Source organism: Cytobacillus firmus NBRC 15306 (assembly GCF_001591465.1).
GTDB classification, from domain to species: domain Bacteria; phylum Bacillota; class Bacilli; order Bacillales; family Cytobacillaceae; genus Cytobacillus; species Cytobacillus firmus.
On record NZ_BCUY01000133.1, the window covers coordinates 1 to 6,386 of the forward strand.

Below are 6,386 nucleotides of genomic sequence, written 5' to 3' on the forward strand. Positions count from 1 at the left end.
CCTCTGAGTCTTGAAGTGGGGGTCTTACTGCCCGTTAGACTGCGATAAAAATGGCAGCCCCCGGGACGGAGAGCTGCCATTTTTCACTTTACATAGCGCAGAAGCCATTATTCTTGATTTCAAGAAGACGCCCGGAGATTTCTTTGCAATTTTCCAAAGGAATGATTTCCTCAAAGGAAAATTCATATATGGATTGAATCGCCCTGGCTAATTCCACCTGATCATCCAGATCATGGACGGCCTGGATTGAATCTGCGATTTCAGTGTCATAATTGCCCGGGCCCACTCCAAACGGATCCCACTGATCCAGTGTATAAACAAGTAAAAGATTCGTTTGCTGCATTTGCATTTATATCACCTGATTATTATTCGGCTGAATGAAGCCGCAATATTTTAATTTTTAGCATCAATATCATATCATAGAGTCAGGGTACATAAAAGAATTCTAAAGGCGGTGACAGGGTTGGATCATATTAATTTCCATCAAAAAATAAGCAGGGAAAATACAGCTTCTGTTAAGTGGGATCGGACCCGGGAGGTTTTCGGCAGATCCGATGTATTGCCGATGTGGGTAGCAGATATGGATTTTCAGCCACCCGAGGAAGTGAAGAAAGCAATAGAAGGCAGAATAGCTCATGGAGTCTACGGATATACGTTTGCTCCTGATTCAACCGCAGACTCTATCGGACAGTGGCTTTACATGCGGCATGGCTGGAAAATCAATAATGAGTGGATTTTATACAGCACGGGAGTGGTTCCCTCCATCGCAACTGCGATCCAGGCTTTTACGGAAAAAGAGGAGAAAGTAATGCTCCAGTCTCCCGTATATACTCCTTTCTTTGAAATGATTAAACAGAATGGCCGCAAAGTCGTTAATTCTCAGCTGAAGCTCGAGAACGGCCGGTACGAAATTGATTTTGCCGATTTTGAAGATAAATTGAAAGAGGGAGTGAAGCTATTCCTGCTCTGCAATCCGCACAATCCGGGAGGCCGCATGTGGACAGAAGAGGAACTTAGGAAAATAGGGGATCTCTGTGTTAAATATGATTGCCTTATTCTTTCCGATGAGATCCATTCTGATTTAATTTATAAAGGCCATAAGCATTATCCTATTGCTTCAATGGATTCACGATTTGCAGACATTACGGTCACCTGCATAGCTCCGACAAAAACCTGGAACCTCGCAGGGATTCAAGCTTCAGCTGCCATTATTAGCAATAAGAAGCTGCGAAAGGCTTTCCAGGCAGAACAGCACAAGCAGGGATTTTTCACGCTGTCCGCCTTCGGAATCATCGGAATGGAAGCAGCCTATCGACATGGCGAAGAATGGCTTAATAGTCTGATGGATTATCTCAATGAAAATAAACGAACAGCAGCTGAGTTTATTGGTGAGTACCTTCCCGATATTCGTCTGATAGAGCCGGATGGCACCTATCTGCTATGGCTGGATTGCCGCGGATTAGGATTAAGTGATGCCGAACTGCGCCAAAGTCTTCTGGAAAAAGGGAAACTCGCCCTGGAACCAGGACCTAAATACGGCCCGGGCGGGGAAGGCTTCGTCCGAATGAACATCGCCTGCCCGCATGAAGTATTGGCGGAAGGGCTGGAGAGGCTGAAGCGGGCTTTTGAGTGATAGTGTGTGGAGGCACGGCTGGGAGGCCGTGCCTTTTTTGGCGTGTGTGTGGATAATGCAACCTTTTTCTCTCTAGGTACTCGTTTTCGGACTCATGAACCCTTTATGGCGACCTTTTTCTTCTCTGGCTCCTTGTTTTCGCTTCATGATCTCCTCATGCCTCAATCCTGCTTTTCAGTATAATAAGAATACTTTCCATGTCCCTGTATTATATATTTCTTACTTAGTATCCTCCGCACAGTCTTCCCAGACCCCGCACCACCGCACCAATCCACTATCGTATTTGTAGTAATTTTCCTATCTGGAAACAGAACCCTAAATTCTTTCACACAACGCAGTATCGCAGTGTCTGCCTTTTCTTTCAAACCACATTCCCCGCACATTAAGTAACCTTGAGTAAAGGGGGTCAAGAACGAAGAACACGAATCACACGGAATTCCTTTTCGCAAATGGGTATAGTTATATTCTGGAATTCGCATGTAGGGATTCTCTTTCAGGGCGCGGGCATTTAACTGCTCGGCCAGCTTCACGTTTCTGGATTTTGCCGCATTTGGAGTGTTTTTTAATTTTTCAAGGAATCGTTTTAGCTGTGAAGGAAATACAGCGGGAATATTTAGTGGAGCCTGATAAAGCTGAAATCCGGGGTTGATAAATATCAAATGAGATTTGATGGGAAGATGAAAGCCGAGTTCTTTTAGGAGTCCCCGCAATAGTGTTTCGCATCTCTGCAGCTGAAGAAGGGGATTTTTTATTTCTGTTTTGGACGGAAGGGAGTACCATCTTTCGTTTTCTATGCAATAGTCACCTTCGTAGTTTTTTACTTCAAAGACAAAAAGAGTGCCGCCGGCGATAAGGAGGGTATCGATTTGGAAGTGGGTATTGCTGATTTCCAGCAGGAGATCATTTAGAATGATGAACGAGTCTGGGAAGTCCTGAAGTTCCCTGTCAAACTGAAGCTCGCCTGCATAGCCCTTCTCTAAAAACAAGTACTGATTTTCATCCTTGAAAGGCAGCTCAAGACGGCGGGACAGGATGCGGAGCAATTCCAGCTCCCTCGATTCGAAACGGGGTATAATATTCATATTTCACCTCTCATATTGGAATAATTTCATTGTAAGAAAAGTTTCCCGCACTCACAAGTAAAATCCCCTCGCTCTTCAAGCAAGGGGATTTACAGTACATATTCAGCAAGCACGCTCTGCACTTCGTAGATGTTCAAGTTTTTATTAAAATGTTTTTCAATTGGTTCGTCTGATCCTGAGATCCAAATTTTCAATTCGGCCTCCAGATCGAAGCTGCCTGCGGTTTCAATGCTAAAGTGGGTAATACTTTTATAGGGGATGCTGTGATACTCGATTTTTTTCCCTGTGATTCCCTGCTTATCCACCAGAATCAGGCGCTTGTTTGTAAAAATGAATAAATCACGGACAAGTCTGTAGGCTTTTTCAACCTGTTCGCTTGGAGCAAGGACTGCTGAAAATTCGTCCTGGACCTCCTTAATGTCTGCTTCTGATGCATTGCCGATAAAACCATCGAAAATTCCCATTTAACCAACCTCCATTATAAGGTTTAACTCCATTATACGGATCGTCCGGAAAAATTCCCAGTGATAAAGGCTTTCCCCTTCAAGAAAAGCCTTCAGTTATTTATTCTTCTGTTGACTGATCATCCTGTGCTTTTTTCTGCCCTTCTTCTTTTTTATCTTTTGAAATACGGCCGCAGGCAATGCGTTCTCCGGAATCTCCTGCCGGCTGGGTCATGCCATCATCCGGCCCGTCATGGATGACAATGGAGGTCCCTTCCTTTGTCAGCAGTGAGGTTTTGGCTTCTTTTAACGTGACCTGAGGCGCCATAAAATCAATCTTAACTTTGCCGTCATCCTCGACAATCAGGTTGGGAAGGTCACCCGCATGGGATCCTTTTGGGTGAAGCAGACCATGCTCCTTATTATCAGGATTGAAATGATTCCCGGCGGATTTGAAATCAGGGGGTTCACATTTTGCTTCTTCATGGATATGGATAGCAAGCTCCCCCGGCGGCAGCCCGCTCAGATCTCCGGTCAATTTTACTCCGCTCGCTTGTTCCTGCACCTTAATGGTGCCTAATGAATCACCTGCAGCATTATACATTTCGACTTCTGTATTTGTAATATTCTCTTCCCCGCAGCCGGACAAAAGAAGAAAAACACCAAGCATCAAACCTTTTCTCATGATTGAATCCTCCATCAAGACAATTTGCCTTTAGTGTTGCCCAATCACATTATTAATAAACAAGAGCAGCGCAAGTGCCATGCTCACCTCCGACTCCTGGAAGCTGGGCCTAGATCTCACCAAAAAAAAGAAGAACAGCCGCTCAGCTGTTCCCCTCTTGTCTATTTTGCCTGTCAATGCGCTCTTCAAGCTCTTTCGCTTTGGCTGCTTCGCGCCTTGATACACGGATAATTAATCTCATGGTAAGAATGGCCCCAATTAAGAAGATGGCAAACGTTAAAGCTGCCGGGCCGTATTCTGATTTATCTTCAGGAAAATACAAAAACAGTGACAGTACATACCATTGCAGCATTCTAATCCATCCTTTCTGCTAAAAGCAGTGTCCATTAAATTATTATATCAGCAATGGTTGCACAGTCCAATGAACTTATTTCAATACCTCGATCTTTTCAATAACCACATCTTCCGCAGGCTTGTCCTGTTCGGCTGTTTCAACCGCTGCGATGCTGTCGACTACATCCATTCCCTCAACAACCTGTCCAAAAACGGTGTGCTTATGATCGAGCGTTGGTGTTCCACCATTTCCATAAGCTTTAATGATTTCTTCCGGATAGCCGGCCTTTTCCATTTGCTCTTTCAGGCTTGGATCAAGTGTCGTGTTCTGGACTATAAAGAATTGGCTTCCGTTTGTATTCGGACCTGCATTAGCCATTGATAATGCACCGCGAATGTGAAAGAGTTCGTTCGAAAATTCATCCTCAAATGCTTCACCGTAAATGCTTTCTCCTCCCATGCCGGTTCCCTCAGGATCGCCGCCCTGGATCATAAAATCCTGAATGACACGGTGAAAAATCAAGCCGTCGTAGTAGCCATCTTCACTGTGCTTAATGAAATTTTCAACAGCTTTCGGAGCCTGGTCCGGGAAAAGTTTAATTTTAATATTCCCTTTTGATGTCTGCATTTCCACAAGTCTTTCATTTCCCTGTACTTCTTCAGTCAGCTGCGGAAAGTTGTCCGGAGTTTCGCTTGCCTGGTTATTTGTCTGTTTTTCTTCAGTTTCAGAGCCATTTGCATTGTCCGCTTCTTTTTCGGTGCTTGTCCCGCATGCTGACAGGATAAACATCAGAATTAGAATGGGGGTTAACATACGCCATTTCATTGTTTTCAGCCTCCTATAAAAAAACTAATCAATTTTTAGCTTACCTGATTTATTGAAAATTTGCACTTTGTTTTTCCAGGCTTCATAATAGGGCTAAAGAAAATGAAAAAGGAGAGGTTAGGTTGGCAGAAGTTAAGATCGGCGACAAAGTAACAGCCATCTATAAAACAGGCAAATATATAGGAGAAGTGACAGACATCCGGCCCCAGCATTATCTGGTCAGAGTGCTGGGTGTTTTAAAGCATCCCATGCAGGGGGATTTACATAACCCTAAAGAAGCGGACGTGATGCTTTTTCATGAACGCCGCGCGCTTGCTTACAGAGAGCAGACCAATGTGCCTAAGCAAATGGTAAAGCCTTTCGCAGAAGAAATACCAGATTATAAGGATTCGCTGCAAATAGCACTGGATAGAATGAGAACGGAGCTGGAAGGAGATTCTTCTCCATGGGCTGAGCAAAGCATAAGAAATCTCGACTCATTGGAGAAAGATTATTTTAAGTAAAATGAAAACAAGCCAAATCGCTTTGATGGATTTGGCTTGTCAGGCAAATTTATTAAACAGCTTCGAGAAGTCCACCCGGTCGCCAATTGTCGTAGGCTCCGGCTTTTGCAGATACTTTTTATCCTTTTCTACCAATCTGAAAATATTGTAAGTCGTCAAGGCATCATCCAGAGCACGGTGATGTTTTCCTGTTCCTTCCTTGCCGTATTCCTGAACTGCTTTCCATAATCCTGTCTGGTTTTGGTCACCAAAGAATCGCTTATATTCCATCGAAAGGTCCACTTCCCTGCCCCTGAACGGAAAATCCACTCCAGCCTGGATGCAATTATTTCTAAGCACCTTCATATCCATATTTCCCCACGTAACAATTGTGCAAGGACGATTTCTGTTCATATCCTTCATTTTCTTCACCAATTCAAGAAAATCAATTCCCTGATCTACTTGTTCCTGTGATATATGCAGAAAAGATTTGCACCGCTCGGACAATATCGGAAACCGGACAGGAGTTACATATGAAGAGAACTCTTCACAAACCTGATTGCTGATAACTGATACAATGCCAGCTTCGATAATTTCAGGAAAAAAACCTCTGAAAGCACCGCCTTTATCAGGCATGGTAAACTCAAAATCAATAAATAGGTATTGGTGTTCCTCCCCCATGTTTTCACCTGCTTTCCCTTAAAATTTTACGGACTTAATTTCTTATATTATAGCATGAAATATTTCAATTTTCTGATCAAATTGCTTTTATGCCGGAATTTCTCCATCGTTCTCCTTATCTAGCTATCTATTATGGAATAACCGACCTGTAAGCTGTATATTTCCATTCTTCCCAGCATAAACATAAACATATTCTAGTAATTTAAGAGACAAATAGAGGG

Annotated in this window: 9 protein-coding genes; 2 read left to right on the top strand and 7 right to left on the bottom strand. The window is 43.5% G+C overall.

Annotated features, from left to right (window positions below):
* Positions 1 to 88 precede the first annotated feature (88 nt).
* A complete protein-coding gene (locus tag BFI01S_RS20505; protein WP_412729476.1) occupies positions 89 to 343 on the bottom strand; it encodes a DUF1871 family protein in 255 nt (84 codons plus the stop codon).
* 120 nt (positions 344 to 463) lie between these two features.
* On the opposite strand from BFI01S_RS20505, the gene BFI01S_RS20510 reads away from it, so the two are divergent.
* Entirely contained in the window at positions 464 to 1,633 is a 1,170-nt protein-coding gene (locus BFI01S_RS20510; protein WP_061794246.1) for a MalY/PatB family protein, read from the top strand.
* A 161-nt stretch (positions 1,634 to 1,794) separates the two neighbouring features.
* Here the strand turns inward: BFI01S_RS20510 and BFI01S_RS20515 are convergent, their stop codons facing one another.
* The 5 genes from BFI01S_RS20515 to BFI01S_RS20535 all read right to left on the bottom strand — a co-directional run bounded on the left by BFI01S_RS20515 (position 1,795) and on the right by BFI01S_RS20535 (position 5,002).
* Positions 1,795 to 2,715 carry a nuclease-related domain-containing protein gene (locus BFI01S_RS20515; protein WP_061794247.1) on the bottom strand — a complete coding sequence of 307 codons (921 nt, stop codon included), beginning with the start codon at positions 2,713 to 2,715 and terminating at the stop codon, positions 1,795 to 1,797.
* A gap of 89 nt (positions 2,716 to 2,804) precedes the next feature.
* Positions 2,805 to 3,179, bottom strand: a complete 375-nt coding sequence (locus tag BFI01S_RS20520) for a PH domain-containing protein (protein ID WP_061794248.1) — start codon at positions 3,177 to 3,179, stop codon at positions 2,805 to 2,807.
* Positions 3,180 to 3,279: 100 nt separating this feature from the next.
* The gene (locus BFI01S_RS20525) at positions 3,280 to 3,843 is read right to left on the bottom strand and encodes a superoxide dismutase family protein (protein WP_061794249.1); all 564 of its coding nucleotides are present in this window, start codon (positions 3,841 to 3,843) and stop codon (positions 3,280 to 3,282) included.
* Positions 3,844 to 3,985: 142 nt separating this feature from the next.
* Positions 3,986 to 4,195 carry a hypothetical protein gene (locus BFI01S_RS20530; RefSeq protein ID WP_035332039.1) on the bottom strand — a complete coding sequence of 70 codons (210 nt, stop codon included), beginning with the start codon at positions 4,193 to 4,195 and terminating at the stop codon, positions 3,986 to 3,988.
* A 75-nt stretch (positions 4,196 to 4,270) separates the two neighbouring features.
* Positions 4,271 to 5,002 (bottom strand): peptidylprolyl isomerase, encoded by a 732-nt coding sequence (locus tag BFI01S_RS20535; RefSeq protein ID WP_061794250.1) that lies wholly within the window; start codon positions 5,000 to 5,002, stop codon positions 4,271 to 4,273.
* Between the two features lie 122 nt (positions 5,003 to 5,124).
* On the opposite strand from BFI01S_RS20535, the gene kapB reads away from it, so the two are divergent.
* Complete coding sequence (kapB, locus tag BFI01S_RS20540; protein ID WP_048011701.1) at positions 5,125 to 5,505, top strand: kinase-associated lipoprotein KapB; 381 nt, start codon at positions 5,125 to 5,127, stop codon at positions 5,503 to 5,505.
* 39 nt (positions 5,506 to 5,544) lie between these two features.
* Here kapB and kapD read toward each other — a convergent pair whose 3' ends face one another.
* Positions 5,545 to 6,165 (bottom strand): 3'-5' exonuclease KapD, encoded by a 621-nt coding sequence (kapD, locus tag BFI01S_RS20545; protein WP_061794251.1) that lies wholly within the window; start codon positions 6,163 to 6,165, stop codon positions 5,545 to 5,547.
* Positions 6,166 to 6,386 lie beyond the last annotated feature (221 nt).